Origin of the sequence: Flagellimonas ochracea, assembly GCF_009903685.1 — a bacterium.
GTDB lineage: Bacteria > Bacteroidota > Bacteroidia > Flavobacteriales > Flavobacteriaceae > Flagellimonas > Flagellimonas ochracea.
Map to the genome: position 1 here is coordinate 614,397 of NZ_JAAABI010000001.1, position 23,779 is coordinate 638,175.

A 23,779-nucleotide genomic window follows, 5' to 3' on the forward strand; every position below is an offset into this window, starting at 1 on the left:
TTTCTGAATGGAGCGGATAAAAGAGATAGTTGCTGCCATTGATGCACGAAGACCCAAGCCCATTTATTTTTTGATGGGTGAAGAAGCCTATTACATTGACAAGATTTCGCAATATATTGCCAAAAACCTATTGACAGAAGAAGAACGGGGTTTCAACCAAATGGTGCTTTATGGCAAGGATACCCAAATTGATGAGATAATAGGCAATGCCAAACGGTTTCCCATGATGGCCGATTATCAAGTTGTCATTGTAAAAGAGGCCCAACATTTATCCAGAAACATTGAAAGTTTGGTCAACTATGTGGAGAATCCGCAGCACTCCACAGTCCTGGTGATTTGTTATAAATACAAGAAGTTGGACAAGCGAAAAAAACTATATAAGGCCGTTCAAAAGAATGGAGAACTTTTTGAGAGTAAAAAACTCTACGAAAATCAGGTAGCAGAATGGATTCGTAGGACCTTGGCAGGAAAAAAATATAAGATATCCCCGAAAGCTTGCGTACTTCTTGTGGAATATTTGGGAACGGATTTGAGCAAAATCAATAATGAACTTGACAAATTGACATTGGTTGTTCCGCCCAATGAAGAAATAACCTTGGAAGCTATTGAAAAGCATATTGGAATAAGCAAGGATTACAACAATTTTGAACTTAAAAAAGCCATTGGTGAAAAAAATGTGCAAAAGGCATCCCGAATCATGGATTATTTCGCACAAAACCCCAAGGACAATCCCTTTGTGGTAACCATAACACTGTTGAATACTTTTTTCACCCAATTATTACAATATCATGGCCTTAAGGACCACTCTCCTGGCAATGTGGCAAAGGTCCTGGGTGTAAACCCGTATTTTGTGAAAGAATATACAGTTGCCGCAAAGAACTACCCCATGAAAACGGTGAGTAGTGTAATCTCCAGTCTTCGTGAGTTGGATTTAAAAGGCAAGGGGGTGGGGGCGAGCAATCTTGGCCAAGCAGATCTTTTGAAAGAATTACTTTTTAAAATTATTTGACCCTATCTTTTATCCACGCTGTATTTACCGGGGCCCAATAAAAAAATCACAACAAAGCAAACCAGATACAATAAAGCCTTCTCTTTTGTTGCAAAAGGATCGGCAGCGTGAATCACAAAAGCCGCCACAAACATGGTGATTGCAGAGGGTATGGCAGCCCATCGTGTTTTAAAACCAATAATAATCAATAACGGACAAAGGAACTCTCCGACTACCGCCAAAAATAGAGTAGGTGCTTCTCCGATGCCAAACGGATTCGCAAATTCGGTATTTCCATTGATTAGTTTCATTAGTTTAGGATAACCGTGCGTAAGCATAAATGCTGAAGGAAGTATTCGTAATAGTGCAAGGCCTAGGTGAATCAACAAGTTGTTTTTCATTTGGGGGATTTTTAATTGCTATGAAAATATAAATTTAGTTTTGATGTAAGCGATGTAAAATTAACAAATTGCCCTTTACAATTGATAAAAACCTATTTATCGCAGCTTTGGAAAAGAATTTGGGTTGGTCTCATTCATGATGGCATAGACCTTTTCAAAAATGTCTTCCGCATTGGGTTTGGAAAAATAATCACCGTCAGAAGCGTAGGCAGGGCGATGTGCTTTTGCAGTTAGCGTTTGCGGTGCACTGTCCAAGTATCGATAGCCACCTTGTTCTTCCATTATTTTTTGCAACAAGTAGGCCGAACATCCGCCCGGTACATCTTCATCAACTATAAGCAATCTGTTGGTCTTTTTAAGGCTTTCCACAGTTTCGTGCTCCAAATCAAAGGGTAAGAGTGATTGGGCGTCTATTACCTCAGCATCAATGCCAACTTCCAGGAGGTCTTGGGCAACTTTCTCAACAATTCGCAATGTGGACCCATAGGAAAGTAGTGTAATATCCTCGCCTGTTTTTAAAATTTCCACTTTTCCGATTGGTGTACAGAATTCACCTAGGTTGTCGGGTTTTTTCTCTTTGAGACGATAGCCATTAAGGCTTTCTATGACCAGTGCGGGTTCATCGCTTTTCATCAATGTATTATAAAAACCAGCCGCTTGGGTCATGTTTCTGGGTGTTAATATGTACATTCCCCTCAACAAATGAATCAGTCCACCCATTTGAGAGCCTGAATGCCAAATACCTTCCAACCGATGCCCCCTTGTTCTAATAATCAAGGGTGCTTTTTGCTTGCCGACGGTACGATACAAAAGTGTGGCCAAATCATCACTTAAAGTTTGTAGTCCGTAGAGGATGTAATCCAAATATTGGATTTCCGCTATAGGCCGTAGACCTCTCATGGCCAAACCTATGCCTTGCCCAACTATTGTTGCTTCGCGAATACCTGTGTCGGCTACACGAAGCTCTCCATATTTTTTTTGCAATCCCTCCAAACCTTGGTTTACATCACCAATGGTTCCAGTATCCTCTCCAAAAACCAGTGTCTCTGGATAGGTTGCAAAAAGGGCATCAAAATTATCGCGAAGTATGATCCGTCCATCGACCTCTTCAGCAGTTTCAGTATAATTAGGTAATACTGCGTCCACTTTTGTGGCTTTTTCAGGTCGACTATTATATAAATGAGAGCTGTACTTGGGTTGGGTCTCCGCTAAAAACCTTTCAATCCATTCTTGCAGTCTTTGTTTTTCTTGTGATTCTTCACCCAAAAGATACCGTAATGCTGTTCGGGATTTGGATGCTAAATCCTTTTTCAAAGGTTCATCGATGGCGATAAGGTCATTCTTCAACTTTACTATAAAGGCGCGATTGGGACTTTTTAATGCTGCATCATCGAGCAAGCGAACCAATTCCTTTTTTCCTTCCAAATGCGGTTTTAGAAACTCTGACCAAGCTTCTTTTTTAGCGGCTCTAACTTTTTGCTTGATTTCTCGTTCTAGGGTTTTAAGCTCTTCTTCGGAACTAATTTCATTGGCGATAATCCATTCCCTGAAACGTTTGTTACAATCGTTCTCCCTTTCCCATTCCAATCGCTCTGCTGATTTATAGCGCTCATGCGAACCCGAAGTGGAGTGTCCTTGCGGCTGAGTGAGCTCAGTTACATGGATAAGAACAGGTACATGATTTTCCCGAGCAATCTCACTTGCATTCTCAAAAGCATGGATAAGCCCAGTGTAATCCCATCCCTTGACTTTCAAGATTTCATATCCCGGGTTTTCCTCATCTCGCTCAAAACCTCTCAACAGCTCTGAAACATCACCTTTGGTAGTGTGATATTTTGAAGGGACCGATATGCCATACTCGTCGTCCCAAACACTGATTACCATGGGGACCTGCATTACCCCTGCAGCGTTTAAGGTCTCAAAAAAATGCCCTTCGCTAGTGCTTGCGTTACCAATGGTTCCCCAAGCAACCTCATTTCCATTTTTCGAAAAGTTGGATGAATCTACGTCTTTTAGATTACGGTAAATTTTGGAAGCTTGCGCTAAGCCCAATAATCGGGGCATTTGACCAGCAGTACATGAAATGTCTGCACTGCTATTTTTTTGTTTAGTTAGATTTTTCCAGGTTCCGTCTTCATTCAAACTATGGGTCATAAAGTGGCCACCCATTTGTCTACCTGCACTCATGGGCTCTTTTTCTAAGTCCGTAGTAGCATACAAGCCATGAAAAAACTCTTTGGGGCCCATAAACCCAAGGGCCATCATAAAAGTTTGGTCCCGATAATATCCACTTCGGAAATCCCCATCTTGAAAAGCCCTTGCCATAGCAAGCTGAGGCAGCTCTTTTCCATCTCCAAAAATTCCAAACTTGGCTTTTCCTGATAATACTTCCCGTCTTCCCAACAAACTGCACTCCCTACTTAAAAAGGCTGTCTTGTAATCTTGAAGAATTTGGGACTGAAAATCATCAAAAGAAATATCATTTTGAGTACTTGGGTCAGGCTTCATAAAGGATGCGTTGAAGTTTTTGCGAAATTACAAAAAACCATCCAATTTGCCAATAGTTAAGTTCTATAACAAATTATAAATTTGACAATAAATCAGACATTTATAGATAGACTATTCAAAAAGTTAGGTATTTGAAGGCTATAAAATAGGAATTCATCAATATTAGAACCATTTTCGGGTAAACAGTCCAATAAGTGTTCTTGGGCTGATTGTAACCACAAATCGAATCCGTTCTCCGTAGTCATTTTGGGCAATTTCCCAACCTCTTTTAGAATAAACAGGAAAGTACAGTTCAAAATAATCCGTCACTAGGTTAAGTCGGATTCCAGAGTCATATACAAATCGGGCATCCTCACCTTTGTTTTTTATAAAACCAATATCCCCGTAGGCTTCTATCCATCGCCAAATGTTGGTGCTTGCATTGGTTGTGGCTATCCAGTCATTGGCAAATGGGTTTTCAAGTTGGGATTTGAATCCTCCTTCTGCAATTATGATTTGCTGACTGTAAATCCCCGAGTCTTCAGATCGGCCCAAATAGGCCAAATCAAAAAGATAATCAGTAGGTCTATCCAGCGCAAAGCTGAAAAAGTTGGAGTTGGTTTGGTTCCGTATAAACTTTCCAGCGTAGAACCTCAGGTTCAATTGTCTGTTGCTCTGGAACAGTTTTCGGTATTCCATTTCGAAGGCGAGCTTTGTGAAATCACTGGAATGCTGTGCATCCAAAAACCAAGAGGTGTAGTTTAGAATGTCGTTGTCCACATCCCAATATCGCAAGTTGAGGACTCCATAATCCGGTTCGGTATCAATCTCATCCACCAAACTGTCATCAATATTTCTGAAGACGCTTCTGTAACGCAATAATAGGGTTTGTCTTCGGTTGGAAATCAAATCGTTAGGCCTCCAGCTTAGGCTGACCGCAGGTGTCAGGGTGGTAAAGCGAGAATTTGTCTGAAAATGGGATGTGGAACCCGAAAAAGAATAGGTGGAGGCATATAACCCTGTTTTTTGGTGATATTTTCGATACCTCAAACTGGCTTTGCCCACCACTGTTTTTTCCAAAAAGGAGTAGGTGGGCGCGATATCGTATTGAAACGGACGTTCTAAAAAAGTCTTGTTATAAATTCGTAATCCTGGGGTAACACCATCATACACATTGAAATTGACAACGGGCACATAAAATATCTGATTGTAGTAGGGGTCTTCCGTATCCTTGAAAAACTGAAACTTGAGTTTTTTGTTGCTGGAGAAAAAACCATTTAAGGTTTTCCAATTGTCACGTTGGTTGAATTCCGGGATTTTTTGATCATAATTGAGAACCAAACGATCTTCTCCCATTCTGGGAATGGTCACCGTTTTTGAAGTGTCTATATCGGAAAACCAATAATGTGAAACCACAGAATCTTTTTGTAAGCCGAAAAGGGATATGGGCACGTTGGTACCCCGCTTGTTTTTCAGCACTACTTGAATAGAATCTTCAGTCTTCTCAATCTTTTTTATTTTGTAATCAATTTTCTTATCTGTGGCGACGTATTCATCAAAAAACCAATCCACGTTCTTGTTTGAAAACGCTTTAATGATTTTTCTAAAATCTGAGGCATCAACTCTCGGTTTTAAACTATAACGTTTGTAAAAGGCAACAATGCTACTATCCACTTTCTTTTCTCCCAAATATTCAGAAAGATAGGACATGCCCAAACCTGCCTTATATCCGTTGGCTATTTTTTGGTTGAACTTTATCAGGGAATCGTTAGGGGTGGTCAATGCCTGATCTATATTTTTTCGTGCCGAAAGCATACTAAAAAACGCATACTGTTCATTAAAGTCCATTTTGGCTAGATGAAAACTCCGGAAACCCCATATTTTGGATAATTTCCCGGCAAGTTTTTGTTCTGGATAATATTCCTCAACAAACTTGATCATAAGATAGTAACCAATCGCATCGTTGATCCAACGCTCTTTTCGGGGATCTAAAAAAAGTGTTTCTTTTAAGAAATTTCGAATGGCGGTTTTTAGGAATTTTAGTTCAAATTGGAACTGTTCCTCATAGGGTCGGATGAACGGAGGCAGTTGATTAATACCATACAAGGGTTGGGTATTGTAATCATATTCACTCACCAACAAATTGTCATGCGGATATGCTCCAAGGTTCTCCGTTAAAAACTGGGCTATTTTGTTTATCGAAATCCCTTGGGAAATATCATCGTACTTGTTGGACTCCAAATCTGTGGTTATGGTAAGGCTGGAAGTCACATGTTTTGTAAACCTTTTGATGGTACTAAGTATGATATCGCAACTTTTTCTATCCGAACCTTTAAGTTGTATATATTGTCCACCTGGAAAACGGGTAGCTCCCTGTTGGTTGAAATTGGTGGACAAAAACAATCTTGAAGGGTATGTTAAGTTGATGGAAGTCTGCATCGTATCGGTATACAAGTCGTTCAGGTTGACATTATCATAAAGCCTCCATTCCTTGTCGAATACGGCAGGTGTTAAATACCAATCTCTTAAATAATATTCTCCAGTAGGGTAATGCCCATAGGTGGTGAACTTCGCATCTGGCAGTTTTATAGTATAGGTAAAGAAGAGTTCAATTGATTCTCCCGGTGGCAATGCTTTGTCCAGATTTATGGAAATTATATCCCTGTTGCCCAGTCTTTCCCAATCAAGTCCTGAATAGTCTTTGCCCACTATGGTCTTGATTTCGGTCCATCCCCGTTCCTTTTCTTTTGCCAGATGTAGACTTCGATTGAATTCTTCGGAAAAGCGTTTTGCCAACTTTGTGTTCTTATTGGCATAAGCATGGTTCCAGTCGTTGAAATAAAGATTGGAAAGTCCGGTTTCAGAATTGTTCACATAAGTGAAGCGCTGTTTAATGTGTATTTCTTTCGTTCTTCCATCCAAGGTTGCGGTAATCTCATTTTTATGCTGAGCCCATCCAGAGGTCCCGTAAAGCATAAAAAAAAGAAGCAACAGAAAAGGGGAACGTAGGTATATCAAAGGCAGCGAATTAAAAGTTGGGACTTAGATCACGTTTTCTATAGAACTCGTCGATGATATTTACAACCTCATCTTCGGTATCCACCAGCTTTATCAAGTCTAGATCCTTGGAACTGATGTTGCCTTCCTCCAAAAGTGCCTTCTTAATCCAATCGATTAGACCTTTCCAAAATTCCGTACCTACCAATATAATGGGAAACTTGTGTATTTTGTTGGTCTGAATGAGCGTTAGGGCTTCAAAAAACTCATCTAAGGTTCCAAAACCACCAGGCATCACCACAAAACCTTGAGAGTATTTCACGAACATCACTTTCCGGACGAAGAAGTAATCAAAATCAAGACTCTTATCATCATCGATAAAAGGGTTGTCGTGCTGTTCAAAAGGCAAGTCGATATTGAGACCCACGGATATGCCTCCCGCCAAATTAGCTCCCTTGTTGCCAGCTTCCATGATGCCGGGACCACCGCCGGTAATAATTCCATAACCTGCTTCGGCCACGCGCTGAGCCACTTTTACTGCCAAGTCGTAATAGGGTTGTCCGGGCCGTACCCGAGCAGAACCAAAAATAGAAACACAGGGTCCAATGGCACTCATTTTTTCAAATCCATTGACAAATTCACCCATAATTTTAAAGATAGCCCAAGAGTCGTTGGTCTTTATTTCATTCCATCCTTTGGTATGTTGTTCTTTTCGCATTTGCATATCTGTTTATTTAAACGGCTCTTGCAACTTTATGTTTTGTGCTCTGTAGTTCTTTCTTTAAAAATTTGGCGGTATGACTTTTTTTGTCTTCAGCAACTTCTTCAGGAGTTCCAGCAGCAACAATCATACCACCACCTCTTCCACCTTCATATCCGATATCAATAATATGGTCCACCATTTTGATTACATCCATGTTATGTTCAATAACCAAAACGGTATTGCCCTTGTCCACCAATCGGTTTAGCACCTCCATAAGTACCCTAATATCTTCAAAATGTAATCCAGTGGTAGGTTCGTCGAGGATATAAAAAGTGTTTCCGGTATCGCGCTTAGAAAGTTCGGTGGCCAACTTTACACGTTGCGCCTCACCTCCGGAAAGGGTAGTGGACTGCTGCCCCAAAGATATATAACCCAATCCAACATCTTTTATTGTTTTCAATTTGCGATAGATTTTGGGAATATTCTCAAAAAAGTCGGCGGCTTCATCAATGGTCATTTCAAGTACATCAGCAATTGATTTCCCTTTATATCGAATCTCCAAGGTCTCCCTGTTGAATCTTTTACCATTACAGGTTTCACATTCCACGTAGACATCGGGCAAAAAGTTCATTTCGATTACTTTCAAACCTCCACCTTTGCAGGTTTCACAGCGACCGCCAGCGACATTGAAGCTGAATCTGCCTGGTTTGTATCCTCGTATGGCTGCTTCTGTGGTTTTTGCAAATAGAGACCGAATTTCGCTGAATACCCCAGTATAGGTGGCGGGATTGGACCGTGGTGTCCTTCCTATGGGTGATTGGTTGATGTCGATTACCTTATCAATGTGTTGCAGCCCGGTTATTTTCTTGTAGGGCATTGGTTTTTTTACCCCATTGAAGTAATAAGCGTTCATGATTGGGTAGAGGGTTTCGTTGATCAATGTCGATTTCCCACTGCCCGAAACCCCTGTAACACCAATCAACTTGCCAAGTGGGAGCTGTACGGTGACATTTTTAAGATTGTTTCCCGTACATCCTGAGAGCACAATGCTTTTGCCTGTACCTTTTCGGCGTTTCTCGGGTACCGGAATTTCCAATTCCCCAGTAATGTATTGTGCGGTCATGGTATGATGGTCCTTCAATTCTTGTGGATTTCCTTCGGAAATAATTTCTCCCCCATGTTTTCCTGCTTTTGGGCCAATATCAATCACATGGTCCGCATGCTCGATCATATCCCTATCGTGTTCAACCACAATTACAGAATTTCCTATATCCCGAAGAGACTCCAAGGAATGTATCAACCGGGCATTGTCCCTTTGATGCAGCCCGATGCTCGGCTCATCCAAAATATAAAGTACACCGACCAATTGTGACCCTATTTGTGTGGCGAGACGAATACGCTGGGCCTCTCCACCGGAAAGGGATTTAGAACTTCGGTGCAGTGAAAGGTAATCCAAACCCACATCAAGCAAGAAGCGAACCCTAGTTTTTATTTCTTTAAGTATTTCCTCAGCAATTTTTTTTTGATTGCCCTCGAGGGTATCTTCAAGCTGTTCAAAAAAATTGGCCAGCTCGGCGATATCCATTTTGGCCAGCTCGGCAATGTTCTTTTCACCTACCTTGAAATAGAGCGATTCTATCCGCAAGCGGGCACCTTCACAACTGGGACATTGTATCTTGTCCATGTAGTCCTTGGCCCAACGCTTGATGGAAGAAGCACTGGCTTCTTCAAACTGTGTCTTTATAAAACTGGAGATGCCCTCGTAGTCTATTTTGTACTGTCTTTTGACCCCCAGAGTTTTGGAATCCACTTCAAAGCTCTCCTTACCACCATTTAAAATGATTTCCATGGCTTCCTGTGGAATTTTTTCAATGGGATCCCCCAAATCAAAATCATACCGTTGTGCTATAGTTTCCAATTGTTTAAAAGCCCATGACTTTTTGTATTCGCCCAAAGGGGCCAGACCACCTGCCTTGATGGACGTCTTTTTATTGGGAATGATTTTCTGCTCGTTTATTTCATAAACGTGACCCAGGCCGCTACAATTTGGACACATTCCTTTAGGGGAATTAAAGGAAAAAGTATTGGGCTCGGGAGTGGGGTATGAGATGCCCGTGGATGGACACATAAGATCTCGGCTAAAATAGCGCGGTTCGGTTTCTCCCTCTTCCAGAACCATCAACACATTATTGCCGCTGTACATGGCTGTGTTAATGGTCTCACTTAACCTTCTATGGAATTCTTCGGAATCCGAAACTTTTAACCGGTCAATGACGATTTCAATATCGTGGGTTTTGTATCGGTCCACTTTCATGCCCTTTGTGATATCCAAAATTGCACCATCAACACGGACTTTTACAAACCCCTGTTTGGCAATCTGCTCGAAAAGTTCGCGGTAATGTCCCTTTCTGGATTTAATCACAGGTGCCAATACATTTATTTTTTTGTCTTGGTAGGATGCAATGATCAGATTTTTGATCTGTTCATCGCTATAATTGACCATTTTTTCTCCCGTGTTGTAACTGTAGGCGTCACCTGCTCGAGCAAAAAGAAGCCTCAGAAAATCATAAACTTCGGTAATGGTGCCTACGGTGGAGCGAGGTGATTTTGAGGTGGTTTTCTGCTCAATGGCTATTACAGGGGAAAGACCATCAATCTTGTCCACATCGGGACGCTCCAGTCCGCCCAAGAATTGTCTGGCATAGGCTGAAAAGGTTTCGATGTAACGACGCTGGCCCTCGGCGTAAATCGTATCAAAAGCCAAGGATGACTTGCCACTGCCAGAAAGTCCAGTAATGACGACAAGCTTCTCTCTGGGAATGGTTACATCAATATTTTTTAGATTGTGGACCCTTGCTCCACGGACTTCAATATTTTCTTCGTAGTTGATCATAGCACAAGACGCTAAGGTACGGCTTTGCGCCGTAAAATGGAAGTGGCTTTTGTTTTCATTTTGTTAAGGGATGGTCTATTTTTGAAAATGAAAAACAGCGGTCACCCTGAGTGCAATAGTGAGGTGCTTATTTGGCTTAGACCATAAAAAAAGGTCTCGACGGCGCTCAACCTGACAATAAAAAAATAGAATTATGAAGTTATTGGGCATAGGCTCACGCATTGATCATCCTGAATATGGAAAAGGGGTGGTGACAAATGTTTCATCCCGTCATTATTGGGTTACTTTTTTGGAAAAAGGACTAGAAACCATTGACTTGGATTCGGAATTTAAAGTGATTGAAGGCTTGGAGAATGATGTGGACACCGTAAGCTTTTTTGACGTGGAACGTTCGCTGGTCAAAATTTTGGAAAAATGGAGCGACACCCACGAAAAGGTTCCACTTGCTGATAAATGGAAGGGTGGCAAATTGATTTTGGAACCCGTTGATGCTTTGGCAAATAAGGAAATGCCCATCGACACTTTTTTTCATAAAATTGTGATGGTCCGCGACCGTATCCGGGTAATGGAACAGAAAATCAACGGCAGTAAAAACTTGGACGACCAAGAAAAGGTAGACCTACAACAGTACATAACCCGTATTTATGGCAGCTTGACCAGTTTTAATGTGCTGTTTAAAAATGAAAGTGATCGGTTTGTGGGGGAGCGGAGTAAATAATTATGCAACAATCAACTTATCTTGCTTAGGGTAGCCAATGCCCACTCATCTTTGTTTTTGAGCAAGTTCCTAAGGGCATGCTTGATTATCCATTTTCTTTGCTTTGTGGCCAGGGGAACCCAATTGTTTACTAACCCTTGACCAAGCAGTACATTATCTTTCAACACATCATTTATACAGTTGGCAACTGATTTCTGGACATATTTACTACAATCGTCCTTTAAATTCTCTAAAATTGGGAAAATGGGAGTGGGGTCTTCAATAAATTGGTCTAATTTTGATGCCCAAGGTAATCGTGGCCTAACACCTTCGCTACTGAGACGTCTAACATGTTTGTTTCTATCTTTTGACCAGTCTTTCATGATTTTCAAGGTTTCAGTAGGATAAACATTTAGATATGTTCGAACGGTGTATTCTCCTGTGTTCCGTTTGGTGATTTCATAAATTGCTTTCATTGATTTTTTGAAATCAGACAATCCATATTTTTCTACATACTTGGCAATCGGCATTATCCAATAATATTCCTTGAACATACCGGTTTCTTTTTCATTTTCAGGCCCCAAAATGCTTAATAACTGTTCTATCGCAATGTTGTAATCGTTAGGTAAATGCATTTTGAGTGCATCAGCTATACATTCAACACGATTTTTTAATTCAAGGTCGACCACTTTTTGTTCTACAATTGAAATAAAAGATTTATGGTCAAATGCAGTATTGGCGGCCAATAGTTTATTTGCCAACATCTCCGCCAATTCTTTATCAAACCACAATTTTAATTGCTTGTATGCCATGATAACTAGACAACTTGTTTCTTTTCGCTAAGATACTTCCAATACCGTTTGGGCACATGCTGTCGGTGTAACTTGGGATTGATTCGAGATTTGATGTGGGTGCTCCTGAAATAATCATTCCATAGGGTTTGGTAGTCATATTCTTCACTTGCCATAACCTTACTTTTCTGGATTTTGTTATGGTAAATATCTTTTAGGTTGAGCGATACCATTTCCACGTGGTCCAAGTTGTAATAAATGCCATAGTTACGCTTCACATCATAGATCAACCATTGTTGGTCCGCGTAGCGGTTTCGAAAATGTTTGGAGATCAGGGGCAACACATCAAAATCAGGTTCGATGTTGGCAAAATAGACGTCGTCTTTTGTCAACTGAAAACGAACGAAAGCCTCCATGCGGTGTTTCTCACGGCCTACCTTTCTTGCCAATTGACTAATATGCAACACAATTCCATCCGAATAATCCAAGGACTTTCCATTTTTGGAGGCCATCAATTTTTGGATATAGGTGTAGAGCATCAGTTCCACGCCTTCAGATTCGCTCAAAAAGGCAAAGTACACGTTGGAAATGGCATTGTGGCTTTTGTTGCGGATACCGTTCCAGACACGTTTGGCCTTGTCCAAATGGGTAAAAATGGTTTCGGTTTCCGAAAAAAGCCCATTTTGCACTTCGTTGTTCTTCTGGATGTCGGCCACATTTATTTTTTCATCAAAGGCGACAAAGACAGCAGTGAGGAAGCCATTAAAACTGCCATCGTAGATTAGTGTGGTTGAAGGTTTCATAGTGTTCGTTTTTTGTTTTGCTATACCATTGTTATTTGTACATTGTTAATTGAACAACGCTAATTGCGTACTATATTGCTTCCTAAACTTACCCATAGAGGATTGTAGAATCATGCCTTTGATCTTATCCGCATCCAAATCACGTCGTTCCCAATCCCTGGAGTCACAAACCATAAAATATTTGGCTCGATTAATTGCAATTCCTATTTTTTTTAAATGTTCCCAATTCAGTTTTCGGAATTTACGTGCATGAAGAATCTTGTTGACCGATTTCATACCAATCCCAGGAACTCTTGCCAAAAGGGCTTTTTCAACGTAATTAATATCCACAGGGAAAAGGTGAAGATTACGCAAAGCCCATGAGAGTTTGGGGTCCACATCCATATCGAGATTAGGATGTTCCTTGTTCAAGATTTCGTTCACGGCAAAGCCGTAAAAACGTAACAACCAATCTGTTTGGTACAATCGATTTTCCCTCAACATGGGCACTTGTGAGCCAATAGCCGGAAGGCGGGCATCGTCTGCCACTGGTACGTATCCTGAATAATATACCCGACGCATTAGATATACCTTATAATAATAAGTAGCGGAATACATGATGTCCTTATCCGTTTCCCCAGAAGCGCCCACAATCATCTGCGTGCTTTGACCCGCAGGCGCATATTTTGGGGTGTTCTTGATTATTTTTCGTTCCGAACGATAGCGAATGATTTCATTTTTGACCTTTTGCATGGGTTTGGTGAAATCCTCGTGTTTTTTGTCCGGAGCCAGCAATTTGAGTCCGGAAATGGTAGGGACCTCAATATTTACAGAAAGACGGTCGGCGTAAAGCCCAGCCTCGTACATAAGCTCGTCACTGGCTCCTGGAATGGACTTCAGATGAATATACCCATTGAAATTTTCCTCTTCGCGCAGTTTTTTGGCCACGGAGACCAAACGTTCCATGGTATAATCTGCGTTCTTGAATATTCCTGAGCTCAAGAACAACCCTTCGATATAATTTCTACGATAGAAGTTGATGGTCAAGTCCACTACTTCCTGAATTTTGAATGCCGCCCGTTTTACGTCATTACTTCTTCTTGTGACACAGTAGGCGCAATCGTAAATGCAATGGTTCGTTAATAGAATTTTCAGTAAAGAGATACATCTTCCGTCCTCCGTATAGCTATGGCAGATACCCATTCTTGAAGCATTGCCCAAACCGTTGTTCTTGTTTGCCCTATCACTGCCGCTACTGGCGCAGGACACGTCATATTTTGCGGCGTCTGCCAAAATGTTCAACTTTTCCCTGATGCGTTCAAAATCCATGACTTGGAAATATTCCAACCAAAGATATGGATATAGTCCAAATATTGGAAATATTCCAAAAATTATTTTGGAAATAATCCATTTTAACTATATTTGATAAGGAATAAAGGTTATAATGGAAAACGAACTTACCATAAAACGGTTTACAGATATTCGAAGGGAGCTGGGTTTTACCCAAACCGAGTTTGCTGAACTTTTGGGAGTGAAAAACACCACGGCAGACATTGAACGGGGGCGTACTAAACTTTCAGGAAAAGTGGTGACTGAGTTATTGAGGCAATTTAAGATCAACCCGCTTTGGTTGTTTGGGGAAACTGACCAGAAGCACTTGGACACCTCCAGAACAAGTGTAATACCCAAAGTGGTGACCGTGGATAGCGAAGAGCAGGATAACATGGTGTTGGTGAATGCCAAGGCCGCGGCTGGATATCCCCAGAATATTTCCGATACCACTTGGTACAGACAACTGCCCGCTTTCGATTTACCAATTCCCGAGTTTAGGAATGCCACTTACCGTGGTTTTCAAGTGGAGGGGGATAGTATGCTGCCGAGCCTGAGACCCAATGATTGGGTATTGGCCAGGGCCGTTGAGCATATAGATCATGTGAGTGCCAACAAAATGTATGTGGTCGTGTTACAGGATTCGGTGATGGTCAAAAAGATTGAACGGAAGCCTAATTCGAACAATATCACATTGGTTTCCCTGAATGAAACCTATCCGCCCTACGAGATAAAACCCTTTCAAATCCAAGAAATCTGGGAAGTAAGTAGCAAATTGACTTTTAACATGGACGCTTCTTCCGATAATGGTCTTTTAAGACAGCTGCAGCAATCCATGGAAGAGCTCAAAAAGAAAATGGAAGCGAAAGTCTAATTGGATTAAAACCTTTATTTAAATCCTTTGACATTGCCCATACTGAGGGAAAGTGGTCCAAATTGGTGTGTTTTCGGAAGATAAGCTCCGCTTTCTGTGACTAGCCAATCGTCCCAAGAAGCTTCGAGGCCCCCAATAGGAATTATTTTCACCCACATTTTAAAAGCGTAGGGAAGACCATCTTCTTTCAGCAACCACAAATAACTATCTCCTGGAGTACTGCCGCCCGAATTGTAGGTCACCAATAAACCTTGAGAGCCATTTTCCATTTTGACCACGGCACGCTGGGTTCCCTTGTCAAATACTTTATAAGGTGCCACCAACCAAAAGGAATCGTTATTGAACATTTTTACAGCTTTTTGGATCAATTCCTCTTTTTCTTTCTGACTTGTGGGGACTCCGTCGACCTTTACATCTGATTTAGTAGGGTTAGCCAGGTTTAGCACGATTTCATTGTCGTCCCATTTCACCAAACAAAGACCCTGTTTCCTGTCCCATTTATAGCTATTTGCCCCACCTCGATAGGACCATTGCAAAATCCGTGTATCTTCATATTTTTCATGATCAAGTGCATCAAGCATTTTATGGGCGAGTGCATCCGCTCCGGAACCAGGGTTGCCTAATGGAAGTGGTTCATGAGCTAACCCCCCCCCAATAATCCCAATTAGAAGAAAAAAACCTAATAAGGAACCTATAATCTTCAATATCCTTTTCATGAAAAATACTTGTGCTTTATCGCTTTGGCCAATGTTTGTGCAGCGCTAGATTCCAATCTGAACCAAAGTTCTGGTTCGAAAATTTCCAATTCGGCAAGGGCCCAGTTTCCTCCATTATCGCGAAAAATGTCAACCCTCGCATATGTGGGTATCTCTGGCGCAGCCTTAACCACTTTTTTTGCAAATTTGATTTGTATTTCCGAAGCTTGATAGGGATGCACTGACCCCCCGAAATCGTCTTGCACTCTAAAATCACCTGGTTTGGCCACTTTTAATACGCCATGTGTGTATTCTCCATTAAAAATCATCAAAGATATTTCGCCTTCATCCAGAATATTTTGCTGAAACTCTTGCAACATCATGGATTCTTTGGAAATCAATTGTTTAAAGACGGCATCATGTTGGGTCCAATTGAACCTGTTGAATTTGTACGTATGCCGTGCTGCACCTGAAATGCAAGGTTTTAAAACAAAGTCTTTGCACTCGAATCCAAAGGTTTTATCTGCTTTTTCAATGGCTTCTTTTAGACTTAATGGATCGCCCGATTCAATAAAATGGGTGTTGGGGATATTGATTCCCTGTTCATTTAAGTCACGCAGATAATGTTTATCGATGTTCCAATCAATGAGTTGCTTGGAATTGATGAATTGGGTAAGTCCGCTGGTCTTTTTGAACCATTCATAGAACTCAGTGTATCGGTCAAAATAATCCCATGTGGTTCTAAAAAGGGCATATTTTGTACAAGACCAGTCAAAATGAGGGTCGGCCCATGACTTTCTTACGACCTTAAGCCCTAATTGTGCTAGAGCGTCCATTACCAAATGGTCCTCTTCGAGTATATTGGAAACATAAATATCTTTTTGTTTAGGATCGATATATCGGTCATCCGTTAAAACAACAACGTCATAGTGCATTCGTCCAAAATTAATAGCCTACAGCAGTATCATCTCCACGCTTATCAGCTCCACCTTCAAGACGACCATCTGGCAATACCCTGATGGCATCAACCTTGCCGATAATTCGATTTCGGCCTTCATAAATGGAATATCCTTTCGTCTTCAATTCCGATTTCAGTTCTTCGGAGAAACCATTTTCCTCAAATCTGATTTCATCGGGTAGCCATTGATGATGGAATCGCGGTGCGTTAACTGCATCTTGCATACTGAGATTAAATTCGTAAACATTAAGAATAGTCTGGGCCACTGCGGTTATAATTGTAGAGCCTCCCGGTGTGCCTACCACCATGTAGAGCTGGCCGTCTTTTTCCACAATGGTAGGTGTCATGCTGCTGAGCATTCTTTTTTCAGGGGCAATACTGTTCGCGTCGGCACCAATAAGTCCAAACATATTGGGCTCACCAGGTTTGGCACTAAAGTCATCCATTTCATTGTTGAGGAAAATACCCAGGTCATCACAATATAGTTTTGAACCATAAGCGCCATTCAATGTCGTAGTTGCCGAAACGGCATTTCCTTGAGCATCTACAATGGAGTAGTGGGTGGTTTCCATACTCTCTACGATTTCGACTTTTCCGTTGGATATTTCTTCTGATGGCGTCGCCCGGTCAAAGGAAAAATCAGAAAACCGGGTTGATAGATATCCTTTATCCAACAAAATATCCAGAGGGATATCAACAAAATCCGGGTCCCCCAAATAGAAGTTACGATCCGCATAAGCACGTCTGGCAGCCTCGGTGAACAATTGTATGGCTTTAGTGGAATTATGTCCGTGATGAGAAATGTCATAAGGTTCAATCATCTTGAAGATTTGGTTGATTGTGACACCACCGCTGCTGGGAGGGCTCATGGATATCATACGCAGTTCTTTGTAATCAAAGGTGATGGGTTCACGCCATTTGGCCTTGTACTTGGCAAGGTCTTCCATGGAAATAAAGCCTCCTTTTTCCTGAATGAAATCACTCAATTTTTCAGCGACTTCGCCCTTGTAGAAACCATCTCGACCATTTTTAACTATTTTTTGTAAGGTAGTGGCAAGCGCAGGATACTTTATGGTATCTCCTGCTTTGAATGCTCGGGCAAATTTGGTGCTGTCCCCACTGACCGAAGTAATTTGTTCTCGATACCTTTCAAGTCGGCCTTCCTGCTTTTTAGTAACCACTACGCCTTTTTCTGCCAAGGCTATAACTGGCCTCAAGATTGTGGATAAAGGAAGCTTGCCAAATCTTTGATGTACTTCCATAACACCGGCCACGGTACCTGGGACACCGACAGCTGTAGCACCTACAGTGCTCATTTCTGGAATCACATTACCCAAGGAATCTAAATACATATCTTTATGGGCGGAAAGGGGTGCTTTTTCCCGATAATCCAATCCCCCAATTTCTCCATTACTCTTTCTATACACCATAAAGCCTCCACCGCCAAGATTTCCTGCAAAGGGATAAGCCACTGCGAGTGCAAGCTCCGTGGCCACCATGGCGTCAAAAGCGTTGCCTCCCTGTTGCATGATATCCATTCCAATTTTGGACGCTTCTTCACGGGCGGAAACCACCATCGCCTTTTCAGTTACCAGGCCTGTGGGTGCGGCAGGGTTTTGCTTACAGTGGATAAATAATAAGATGAGGGGCAATAGGACAATCAGTCTTCGCATATTTCGAGTAGTTTTTGGCGGGAGAAGTTAATCAATTCCGAAAAAAAAGCGACAAACTCCATTTCAAATTCTATATAGTGCTCTTCCAAGTCTATTATGGCAAAGTTCATCTGAACACGATTTTTTGTCCTGCGATTCATACCGTTGAGTACTCTCGAAATACCTTCAAGATTGGCATAGTTCAACAACCAGTTATCTGCTATCATGTAAGGCATCATGCGCTTTGTGGGCAAAGGCAGAATCTCATAATTTTTTTCCAAAAGGGCGTAAAAGTCTTCCACAAACTGATGAAGTGGAACTTGGGAGTAGTCTTTCCAGTTTTTTGCTAAAAAGTGATCATAAAAAATATCCACAATAACCCTACTGTAATGACTGTAGTTTTTGTGAAGGCGTTTGCTGCTCTTTTTTGCAATGGGATGAGAATCAGTAAACGTGTCTATCTCCCGATGTAACAAAATGCCTTTTTGAATTTTCTCTGGAAGGTGTTTGTATCTGTTACCGCGGATATGATCCGCGAAAAAATTGCCCAAGGTGATTTGCGGGTCGTCAAAGGACAAATAAATATGGGCGAGGAAGTTCATAGGGGAAATTCCAATTTCATCGGAAATTTACAAATAGAAAACCTGGAATCAGGCACAGCCGTTTATATTTGCAAAAACTTTTTCAACAAGGATGACACTGATCAAATCAATCTCTGGAATACGAGGAACCATTGGAGGTTCTGCCAATGATAACCTAACACCCCTGGACGCCGTAAAATTTGCAGCGGCATACGGCACATGGCTTAAGGGGTATTCAAAAAAGGAACAGCTGACAGTGGTCATCGGCAGGGATGCTCGACTTTCTGGTGAAATGATACAAAACTTGGTGGTTTCCACTTTAGTTGGATTAGGTATTGATGTCCTCGATTTAGGGCTTTCCACGACTCCGACAGTGGAGATTGCGGTCCCTTTGGAAAAAGCTGACGGGGGTATTATTTTAACCGCCAGTCATAATCCCAAGCAATGGAACGCCCTAAAACTATTAAACGAAAAAGGAGAATTTTTAGATGCGGAGCAAGGGGTTAAAATTTTGGCATTGGCTGAAAAGGAAGATTTTGATTTTGCGGAAGTTGATGATTTAGGAGTGGTCATCAAGAACGATTCTTATATAGACATCCATATTGATGAAGTCCTCAACCTTTCCTTGGTGGATAAAGAAGCCATAAAAGTAAAAGGATTTAAAGTGGTTGTCGATGGGGTAAACTCAACTGGCGGCATTGCTATTCCCAAATTACTGGAAGCGCTGGGAGTGGATGTGGTCAAACTTTACTGCGAGCCTACGGGCCATTTCCCCCATAATCCGGAACCGCTAAAAGAACATTTGGGGGATATCTGCCAAAAAGTTGTGGAAGAGCAGGCTGATTTTGGTATTGTGGTAGACCCCGATGTGGATCGGTTGGCTTTTATCAGCAATGATGGGGAAATGTTTGGTGAGGAATATACCTTGGTTGCTTGCGCAGATTATGTTCTGGGCAAAACTCCCGGCAATACCGTATCCAACCTTTCTTCATCAAGAGCTTTGCGTAATGTGACCGAAAAACATGGAGGCCGCTATGAGGCCGCAGCGGTTGGGGAGGTCAACGTAGTTGCCAAAATGAAAGCCATTGATGCAATAATCGGAGGAGAAGGTAATGGTGGAATTATTTATCCCGAGAGTCATTATGGGCGTGATGCTTTGGTAGGAACGGCATTATTCCTGATGTTACTGGCTGAAAGGGGAGGAACGGTTGCAGAACTGCGAGCCAGTTACCCAAGCTATTTCATGAGCAAAAAGAAAATTGAGTTGACCCCAGATTTGGATGTGGATGCACTGCTGGTTGCTATGCATAAAAAATATAGGCATGAGCAAGTGTCGACTATCGATGGAGTAAAAATTGATTTTCCAGAGAACTGGGTGCATTTACGCAAATCGAACACTGAGCCCATCATCCGCATATATACAGAAGCGGTATCACAAGCAGAATCTGATAGTTTAGCAGAAAGGATTATATCTGAAATAAAGGAAATTGCAAGAATAAATTAAACTTTTACTTTAATTTATAAATCATCTTTTGACCGTTAAAATCTTCATGGGAAAGATTGATGCGCTTATCAGCATCGAGCCATATTTTCCATTGTCCATTTTCCTTTTTAAGCACAACGCTGAATTCTCCATAACCTCTGACCATTAGCTCCTTTTCGTCATGATGTTTTGAACTAAATCGATAGTAACCTGTCTGATAGGCCAATTGTTCCGTTTTGTCCAAAGCTGTTGTTAAGAGTGCAAAAGCTATTCCTATTTTGCTCCCGTTTTCCTTGACATTTTCCACAAAGTTTCCAAAATTATCCAGATAGGCTTCACCAATCTCAATTTGATTTTGGGCCATAGTCACCCTGATGATGTTTTTAGAATGAATAGCCCTTAATTTTTGGGAATCCGATTGATCATAGGCCTCCATAAAAGGAATCCACACATCTTGTTCAATGGATTTTAAAATATCCTCGGAAATTTGGACTGGTTGCTGTTGTTGTGCCAAAGTCAGCCCAAAAACCAGCAAAAAGAAAGGGGTTATGAAAGGTTTCATTTTTTGATTGTTTTAGTTCAATTGAAATTATAAAACAATCCATTAAAGGAAGAATCCTTTAAGAAAAGTATAGGATTTAAACCCAGGGGATTATAGAAAAAGATAAATCAGGAGCTTTGAAATTCTTTAGGGGCTTTGTTCCTATGCTTCCATCTTTTATGGGTCCAAAAGTAGTACTCAGGAGCTGCATGAATGGCAGCTTCGACTTCCTTCATGAAAGCTTCGGAAATTTTGTAATCTTCAACTTCTTTTGGGTTTTCCGCCAACGTTTTGAAAGTTGCCTGGTAAAACCCACGGCCCTTTTTTTCCACTTTCAGGTAGACAGGAATCATATCGGTCATCTTACAGATTTCTTCAGCACCAACATGTATGGGAACTAAAACTCCCATGAATTCAGCCCAATGTCGTGCCCTGTTCAGCATAGGAGATTGATCACTGATTATACCCACGGTGATCAACTTAGATACTTTTTTGGCATCGGCTATAATTTTTCGACTTTCATAGGTTTTGATCAGTGTAGTGCCATATTTGCTTCGTATATCACGAACCAACTTATCAAAGTACTTATTCTGTATGGGTTGATAAATTGCATAGGCTTTCGAATTAATGAGAGGGTTTAACGAAAAAACCCATTCCCAACTGGCATAATGGGGCAACATTATCATAACGTTTTTGCCGTCTTTTTCCAACTTTTGAATCACCTCAACATTCGTGAAGACATATCTTTTTTTCATTTGTTGATTGGTAATTCCGAGTGTCTTTGCCATTTCCAAAAACATATCGCAAAGATGTCGGTAGAACTTTTTTTCTATCTGTATGCGTTCTTTTTCATCTTTTTCTGGAAATACCAAAGCCAAGTTATCCCGCACCACTTTTTTTCGGTATCCAATCACATGGTACAAAAGCACATACAAGCCATCTGAAATAAAATAAAGTAGCTTAAAGGGGAGTCTGGAAACCAACCAGAGTAGGGGATAAACAAGGATGAATACTACCAGTTGCATATATGATTCTTGGCGCAAATATAGCTATATTTACCGCCAAACCTTATTGACCATGCACAATTTACACATCGCCACCATTGCCATAATAGCGGCCAATGTCTTAGTTTCTTTAAGAGGTTTTGGCGATACTGTTTTTTTTGATCGTTATAAGTTCAATATTGGGGCCATAAGGGCGGGTCAACGCAAGCGCACGGTAACCTCGGGATTTCTTCACGTGGATATTTCCCATTTGTTCTTTAATATGTTCACGTTATACTTTTTTGCAAATGTGGTGATCAGTTGGTTTGGACCGGGAAAATTTTTGATTATATATTTCATCAGTTTGATTGCAGGCAGCCTCCTGGCTCTTTTTTTTCATAAAGATGAACCGCAATATAGCGCTGTTGGGGCGAGCGGTGCTGTAACAGGAATTCTATACGCTGCCATACTTTTGTACCCCGACATGCAATTGGGCATTATGTTCATCCCCATTCCATTGCCCGCCTATGTATTGGGAATCGCCTATCTGTTGTATTCCATTTATGGCATGAAAAGTCGCTTGGGCAATATTGGACATACGGCCCATTTTGGAGGAGCTATAGGAGGTTATGCAGTAACCTTATTGTTCAAACCCGAACTTTTTGTTACCGACACTTTGATCGTTATATTGTTGGCAGTACCAATTGCTATCTTGTTTGCACTGGAAAAAATGGGAAAAATATAAATCAAAAAAGCCCGGCAAGCATCCGGGCAATGTTGAAATAAATCTCTTTTTTTCTTTTAATTGAGCAATTCGGCGACTTTTTGTTCCAAGGCCGGACCACGTAGATTTTTTGCCACGATAACCCCGTTTTCATCAAGAAGAAAGGCAGCAGGAATCGCATTGATGTTATACAATTGTGCAATTGGGTCCTTAAATCGCATTAGATTGGATATATGGTTCCATTCCAATCCATCGGATTCAATGGCTTGCTTCCAATGCTCTGCCTTTGTATCCAAGGAAACTCCAACAACATCAAAACCCTTATCGCGGTATTTATTATAAACGGCAACGATATTCGGATTTTCGGCACGGCATGGTCTACACCACGCGGCCCAAAAATCAACTAAGGTGAGTTTGCTGTTCTTCTTTACTTCGCTCAAGGCCAGAACATTGCCATTGGGCGTAGGGGCAGAGAACTCCGGTGCAACAGCACCAACTTCGGTGGATTTCATTCTATCCAATTGCTCTTTTAATCGCTTGGCAGGTTCAGTGGCCTTCATTTCCGGCGACAAATTCTCATACATTTGCTTTACTTCATCAGCAGAAATTGCTTTTGTGTTCATTAAACTGCCTATGATCAATACCGAAATCAAAGCGTTGGGGTTCTGCTTAGCATAGTCGATATTGTAATCTTTCACCTCTTCCTGAAATTCAATATACTCTTCGCGCAGGGAGGTAACGGTGGCCGTGTCCCTATTTTGGGCAGCAATTCGCATATCGTTTTGCATGGAAGCGGCTCTTTCTGACAGTGTTCTAGACCCTCCCAAAAAATCCATAAAAAGGTCGTTTTGGGATGTGCCCTTTAGCTTTGCATAGTTCATGCTGTCTTTTTGGAAAGTGATTTCTATGTCTCCATTTTCCAAAACAAAGGGGACATTACCCCTGTTTTCATCTATAAAAATGTAGTGCAACTTGGGTTCTGTTTGGGAACCTTTAAAGTTAAACGCACCATTTTCAATTGAAGCAGTATCAATATCAACCAATTGATTGAGGGAATCAGTCGTCTTCAGATATACCTTGGTTCCGTTCTCCAAATCCCCGGCAACGGTAGCATTCAAAGTGTATCCTTCTTCCTTGGAAGCACAGGCTCCCAAAAACAACGTTCCCACAAGGGCTATAAATATTCGTTTCATTCTTTATTTTATGTTTGAAATGCTAAG

Annotated in this window: 20 protein-coding genes; 5 read left to right on the forward strand and 15 right to left on the reverse strand. The window is 41.3% G+C overall.

The window, feature by feature from the left end; all coding sequences use genetic code 11:
* Positions 1 to 7 precede the first annotated feature (7 nt).
* Positions 8 to 1,009 (forward strand): DNA polymerase III subunit delta, encoded by a 1,002-nt coding sequence (gene holA / locus GTQ34_RS02885; protein ID WP_166522252.1) that lies wholly within the window; start codon positions 8 to 10, stop codon positions 1,007 to 1,009.
* 2 nt (positions 1,010 to 1,011) lie between these two features.
* On the opposite strand, the gene GTQ34_RS02890 is transcribed toward holA, so the two are convergent.
* From GTQ34_RS02890 to uvrA, 5 genes are all read right to left on the reverse strand, one after another.
* The gene (locus GTQ34_RS02890; RefSeq protein WP_166522253.1) at positions 1,012 to 1,389 is read right to left on the reverse strand and encodes a DoxX family protein; all 378 of its coding nucleotides are present in this window, start codon (positions 1,387 to 1,389) and stop codon (positions 1,012 to 1,014) included.
* A 96-nt stretch (positions 1,390 to 1,485) separates the two neighbouring features.
* Positions 1,486 to 3,897, reverse strand: a complete 2,412-nt coding sequence (locus GTQ34_RS02895; protein WP_166522254.1) for an alpha-ketoacid dehydrogenase subunit alpha/beta — start codon at positions 3,895 to 3,897, stop codon at positions 1,486 to 1,488.
* Positions 3,898 to 4,059: 162 nt separating this feature from the next.
* Positions 4,060 to 6,852, reverse strand: coding sequence for a M1 family metallopeptidase (locus tag GTQ34_RS02900; protein WP_166522753.1), 2,793 nt, complete (start codon positions 6,850 to 6,852; stop codon positions 4,060 to 4,062).
* A gap of 52 nt (positions 6,853 to 6,904) precedes the next feature.
* Entirely contained in the window at positions 6,905 to 7,591 is a 687-nt protein-coding gene (locus GTQ34_RS02905; protein ID WP_166522255.1) for an LOG family protein, read from the reverse strand.
* A 16-nt stretch (positions 7,592 to 7,607) separates the two neighbouring features.
* Positions 7,608 to 10,469: an excinuclease ABC subunit UvrA gene (gene uvrA / locus GTQ34_RS02910; protein ID WP_166522256.1), complete on the reverse strand. Its 2,862-nt coding sequence runs from the start codon at positions 10,467 to 10,469 to the stop codon at positions 7,608 to 7,610.
* 193 nt (positions 10,470 to 10,662) lie between these two features.
* Here uvrA and GTQ34_RS02915 point away from each other — a divergent pair, with 193 nt between their 5' ends.
* Positions 10,663 to 11,187: a hypothetical protein gene (locus GTQ34_RS02915; protein ID WP_166522257.1), complete on the forward strand. Its 525-nt coding sequence runs from the start codon at positions 10,663 to 10,665 to the stop codon at positions 11,185 to 11,187.
* An 11-nt stretch (positions 11,188 to 11,198) separates the two neighbouring features.
* Here GTQ34_RS02915 and GTQ34_RS02920 read toward each other — a convergent pair whose 3' ends face one another.
* The 3 genes from GTQ34_RS02920 to GTQ34_RS02930 are packed head-to-tail and all read right to left on the reverse strand — an operon-like array spanning position 11,199 to position 14,068.
* Complete coding sequence (locus GTQ34_RS02920; RefSeq protein ID WP_166522258.1) at positions 11,199 to 11,978, reverse strand: 3-methyladenine DNA glycosylase; 780 nt, start codon at positions 11,976 to 11,978, stop codon at positions 11,199 to 11,201.
* 5 nt (positions 11,979 to 11,983) lie between these two features.
* A complete protein-coding gene (locus tag GTQ34_RS02925; RefSeq protein ID WP_166522259.1) occupies positions 11,984 to 12,760 on the reverse strand; it encodes a TIGR03915 family putative DNA repair protein in 777 nt (258 codons plus the stop codon).
* A gap of 45 nt (positions 12,761 to 12,805) precedes the next feature.
* Positions 12,806 to 14,068 carry a putative DNA modification/repair radical SAM protein gene (locus GTQ34_RS02930; RefSeq protein WP_166522260.1) on the reverse strand — a complete coding sequence of 421 codons (1,263 nt, stop codon included), beginning with the start codon at positions 14,066 to 14,068 and terminating at the stop codon, positions 12,806 to 12,808.
* A 115-nt stretch (positions 14,069 to 14,183) separates the two neighbouring features.
* On the opposite strand from GTQ34_RS02930, the gene GTQ34_RS02935 reads away from it, so the two are divergent.
* Positions 14,184 to 14,942 carry an XRE family transcriptional regulator gene (locus GTQ34_RS02935; protein WP_166522261.1) on the forward strand — a complete coding sequence of 253 codons (759 nt, stop codon included), beginning with the start codon at positions 14,184 to 14,186 and terminating at the stop codon, positions 14,940 to 14,942.
* Positions 14,943 to 14,956: 14 nt separating this feature from the next.
* On the opposite strand, the gene GTQ34_RS02940 is transcribed toward GTQ34_RS02935, so the two are convergent.
* From GTQ34_RS02940 to GTQ34_RS02955, 4 genes are read right to left on the reverse strand one after another with little or no spacing between them, the layout of a single operon-like run.
* Positions 14,957 to 15,658, reverse strand: a complete 702-nt coding sequence (locus tag GTQ34_RS02940) for a hypothetical protein (protein WP_166522262.1) — start codon at positions 15,656 to 15,658, stop codon at positions 14,957 to 14,959.
* A complete protein-coding gene (locus GTQ34_RS02945) occupies positions 15,655 to 16,572 on the reverse strand; it encodes an ATP-grasp domain-containing protein (protein ID WP_166522263.1) in 918 nt (305 codons plus the stop codon). Before GTQ34_RS02945 ends, GTQ34_RS02940 begins: the two co-directional genes overlap by 4 nt.
* A 10-nt stretch (positions 16,573 to 16,582) precedes the next feature.
* The gene (gene ggt / locus GTQ34_RS02950; protein WP_166522264.1) at positions 16,583 to 18,268 is read right to left on the reverse strand and encodes a gamma-glutamyltransferase; all 1,686 of its coding nucleotides are present in this window, start codon (positions 18,266 to 18,268) and stop codon (positions 16,583 to 16,585) included.
* The gene (locus tag GTQ34_RS02955) at positions 18,256 to 18,849 is read right to left on the reverse strand and encodes an acyl carrier protein phosphodiesterase (protein WP_166522265.1); all 594 of its coding nucleotides are present in this window, start codon (positions 18,847 to 18,849) and stop codon (positions 18,256 to 18,258) included. Before GTQ34_RS02955 ends, ggt begins: the two co-directional genes overlap by 13 nt.
* Before the next feature lie 91 nt (positions 18,850 to 18,940).
* On the opposite strand from GTQ34_RS02955, the gene glmM reads away from it, so the two are divergent.
* Positions 18,941 to 20,332, forward strand: a complete 1,392-nt coding sequence (gene glmM, locus GTQ34_RS02960; RefSeq protein ID WP_166522266.1) for a phosphoglucosamine mutase — start codon at positions 18,941 to 18,943, stop codon at positions 20,330 to 20,332.
* Between the two features lie 4 nt (positions 20,333 to 20,336).
* On the opposite strand, the gene GTQ34_RS02965 is transcribed toward glmM, so the two are convergent.
* Entirely contained in the window at positions 20,337 to 20,873 is a 537-nt protein-coding gene (locus GTQ34_RS02965) for a nuclear transport factor 2 family protein (protein ID WP_166522267.1), read from the reverse strand.
* Between the two features lie 107 nt (positions 20,874 to 20,980).
* Entirely contained in the window at positions 20,981 to 21,877 is an 897-nt protein-coding gene (locus GTQ34_RS02970; RefSeq protein ID WP_166522268.1) for a lysophospholipid acyltransferase family protein, read from the reverse strand.
* Positions 21,878 to 21,929: 52 nt separating this feature from the next.
* On the opposite strand from GTQ34_RS02970, the gene GTQ34_RS02975 reads away from it, so the two are divergent.
* On the forward strand, positions 21,930 to 22,580 hold the full coding sequence (locus GTQ34_RS02975; protein WP_166522269.1) for a rhomboid family intramembrane serine protease: 651 nt from the start codon (positions 21,930 to 21,932) through the stop codon (positions 22,578 to 22,580).
* Positions 22,581 to 22,636: 56 nt separating this feature from the next.
* Here GTQ34_RS02975 and GTQ34_RS02980 read toward each other — a convergent pair whose 3' ends face one another.
* Complete coding sequence (locus GTQ34_RS02980; protein WP_166522270.1) at positions 22,637 to 23,752, reverse strand: TlpA disulfide reductase family protein; 1,116 nt, start codon at positions 23,750 to 23,752, stop codon at positions 22,637 to 22,639.
* Positions 23,753 to 23,779 lie beyond the last annotated feature (27 nt).